3 protein-coding genes and 2 pseudogenes are annotated in these 2,898 nt (G+C 76.7%); 1 reads left to right on the forward strand and 4 read right to left on the reverse strand.

Features of this window, described 5'->3' with window-relative positions; translation table 11 throughout:
* Nucleotides 1-592 (reverse strand): lysozyme (locus FV230_RS26735; RefSeq protein ID WP_147844534.1); only part of this gene is annotated, 592 nt, incomplete at its 3' end.
* Nucleotides 593-641: 49 nt separating this feature from the next.
* Nucleotides 642-1,322: a hypothetical protein gene (locus FV230_RS31045; RefSeq protein WP_187275641.1), complete on the reverse strand. Its 681-nt coding sequence runs from the start codon at nucleotides 1,320-1,322 to the stop codon at nucleotides 642-644.
* Between the two features lie 102 nt (nucleotides 1,323-1,424).
* On the opposite strand from FV230_RS31045, the gene FV230_RS31050 reads away from it, so the two are divergent.
* Entirely contained in the window at nucleotides 1,425-1,811 is a 387-nt protein-coding gene (locus FV230_RS31050) for a hypothetical protein (protein ID WP_246695022.1), read from the forward strand.
* Between the two features lie 35 nt (nucleotides 1,812-1,846).
* Here FV230_RS31050 and FV230_RS31055 read toward each other — a convergent pair.
* Nucleotides 1,847-2,116 (reverse strand): annotated as a pseudogene (locus FV230_RS31055) (DUF2793 domain-containing protein); the annotation flags it as partial.
* 28 nt (nucleotides 2,117-2,144) lie between these two features.
* Nucleotides 2,145-2,898: pseudogene (locus tag FV230_RS30070) on the reverse strand (hypothetical protein); the annotation flags it as partial.

The raw sequence follows: 2,898 nt of genomic DNA on the forward strand, positions 1-2,898 counted from the left end.
AGCCAGGCCTCGATTCGGTGCCGCAGCCGCGCGAGCCGACCCGGCCCCGCGGCACGGTCGGCACCAGGACCGGGGTCGCGACGCCCGGGTCCGTGACCGCGGCGACGGGGGCCGCGATCCGGAGCCGCGCGGCGTTCACGGTCGGGCGCGGCAGGGCGACGGCGTCGGCGGTGACGAGCTGCTCGGCCTCGGCGCGGCGGCGGGGCAGGATCGCCGCGGGCTTGCGCCACAGCAGCAGCGCGTCGGCGGCACCGGCCGCGTCGCCGGCGTTGATCCGTCTCAGGACGGTCGAGCCGGCGAAGGCCGCCGGGCCGATGTTGTAGCAGAGCGAGACGAGGGCATCGAAGGCGTGCGGCCCGACCGCCGCCGTCAGGCCGTCGCGGACCGCGGCGACGTAGGTCGCGACGTCGCGCGCGAAGATCGCGTCGCACTCGGCCGCGGTGATCGCGAGGCCGGGGACGACGCGGGGGCGCCCCGCCGCGGAGGTGTGGCCGACGCCGATGGTCCAGACGCCGACGGAATCGCGGTAGGCCGTCAGCCGCCGTCCCTCGCGCGCGATGAGGCACGCCTCGCCGATGGGGGTGAGATTCATGGGGATCTCCGGGGCGGGGAACGGCGGACGGTGCGGCGGGCGCCCGGCCTCAGCCCAGCTGCTGCGCGCCGAAGGACGCGTCGGCCGCGGCCACGTAGCCGTCGCCCCCCGTGAACCGCACCCAGACCTCGACGCCGTCGCCGGCCGCGAGCTTCAGGGTCGTGGCGAGCGACAGGGCGGTGACCCCGTCCACCAGCGCACCGGTCGCGGCGGCGCGGCCGCGACCGGCGGGGGCGCCGTTCCGGTAGAGCTGGACCTCGAAGGCCGTCGGCGCGCTCGCGTTGTTGCGCTTGTAGGTGAGCATGGCCGAGACCCGATAGAGGCCGGCCTCGGGGGCGGTGAAGCGGTTCGTCGCGGCCGCGAACGCGCCCTGGTCGTTGCTGTCGGCGATATTGAACTGCACCTTCGTCCAGGCGCCGGCCGGGACGTAGTTGTCGAAGCTCGTGGTCGCCGCCGCCTTGGCGAAATTGCTGATCCGCGCCCAGCCCGTGCCGGTGTACCACTTGAGCGCGGTCGCGGTGCTGTCGGCGTAGAGCTGCCCTTGCGCGAGCCCCGTCGTCGGGTCGGCGGCCAGCGGCGCGAGGCGCACCGCCCCGCTGGCCTCGACGGCGAACGCCTCGGCCGTGGCCGTGGTGCCGGCCGGCGTGGTGCGCAGGCTGATCCGCGTCGGCTGCGACGCGTCCGACCACGCCTCCGAGGCCAGGAAGGCGACCTGCACCCGCGGCGCCAACGCCGCGGGACACCTCGCCTTCCGGGCCGCGGCGGCGTCCCGTCGGCGCCGGAGACCCGCAGCACCGTCTGGGGCGGCGCGTCGGGAAGCGCGCCGGCATGGGTGCCGATCTCCACCGGCCCGGCGATCCGCCCGAGGGCGAGCCGGCCGGTCGCCGCCGAGACCGAGAGCGCGGTCGAGAAGCTCGCGCCGTCCGGGCTCACCTTCAGGGCCACGTCGTCGGCGCCGAAGGTGCCGAGCAGCGCCCGCGTCGAGAACCCGGTCTGGAACGCCAGGCCGGCATCGCGCGCCGCCGCCTGCTTGTTGACGGTGAGCCGCACGCTGCCCGAGCCCGGCGTTGCGTCGTCCCAGGAGAGCAGAGCGGCCTCGGACTTCACAGCCAGCCGGTTCACGGCGTCGGCCGCGGTGCCGATCCCGAGGCGGGCGAGGTTCTGGAGGCTCGCCAGGGTGGCGCGGAAGCTCGTCCAGGCGCTGCCGGTGAAGATGTAGAGGTCGCCCTCGTCGGCCACGAAGGCGAGCCAGCCCGGTCGGGGCGCGAGCCCGACCCAGACCCCGTCCCGGAAGCAGGCGACCTGGCCCGACAGCCCGGCCCAGGCCCCGGTGGGCGCGGCCGCGACGACAAGGTAGCGGTCGCCCTCGGCCGGGGCGGCCGGCGGCGCGGCGAGGTCCTTGTCGAGGCAGGCGAGCTGCACCAGCGCGTCGAGCTGCACCAGGGCCTCGTTGTGGGTGACGTGCTTCTGCGCCTGGTTGGCCGCGATCAGCGGCAGCGCGAGGTTCTGCGTGGTGTCCGGCATCGGCGGGCTCCGTCGAGGGATCGAGGTGTCAGCCCCGGCGCACGGCCACGCGCGCGCGGGTGGCCGGGCCCGGCCCGAACACCGCCCCGACCTGCGCGACGGCGATGTCGAGCACCGCCTGCGGGCCGCCGAAATCCGCGGCCTCGTCGGCGTAGAGCAGGCTCGGCCCGGCGGCGGCGAGGCTGCGCAGCCCGTGGCCGTCGGCGGCGAAGACGGTGACGGCGTAGGCCTCCACCGCCTCGTCGAGGGGAATGTCCGCGACGTCCCAGCTGTCGGCGTCGCGGCGCGCCCGGCGGATCCACGACAGGCGCACGCCGCCGGGCTCGCGCCGGGCGCGGAGGTGGACCGGGCTCGACGGCGCCAGCGCCGCGAGGCCGGCGGCGGCGAAGATCTCGACGAAGCACGGGTCGCCGGGATCGCGCGAGGCCGGGCCGATCCGGTAGCGGAACCGGCGCCCGGCCTCGTCGAGCCGGTCGACGAGGGGAATCACCGCGCCGTCGTCGAGGCGCACGATCAGGCTTCCGGCCGGGGCCGGGCGCGAGGCCGCCGCCTCGCTGCCGGCGAGCCCGCGCAGCAACCGGCCGAGACGGAACGTTTCGGGCCCGACGAGCACGGCCTCCTGCGCCGCGATCATCTCCACGCTGCCGTCCGGCGCGATCACCGCGAACAGGTTGCCGCCGGCCAGCATCGCCGGCAGGTCGAGGCTGCCGAGCGCGCCGGCGTTGCGCAGGGTCGCGTCGAGGCGCGTCGCGCGGTCGAGGCGCCAGAGCGGCCCCGGGGGC

It is taken from the genome of Methylobacterium sp. WL6 (assembly GCF_008040095.1).
Taxonomy (GTDB): domain Bacteria; phylum Pseudomonadota; class Alphaproteobacteria; order Rhizobiales; family Beijerinckiaceae; genus Methylobacterium.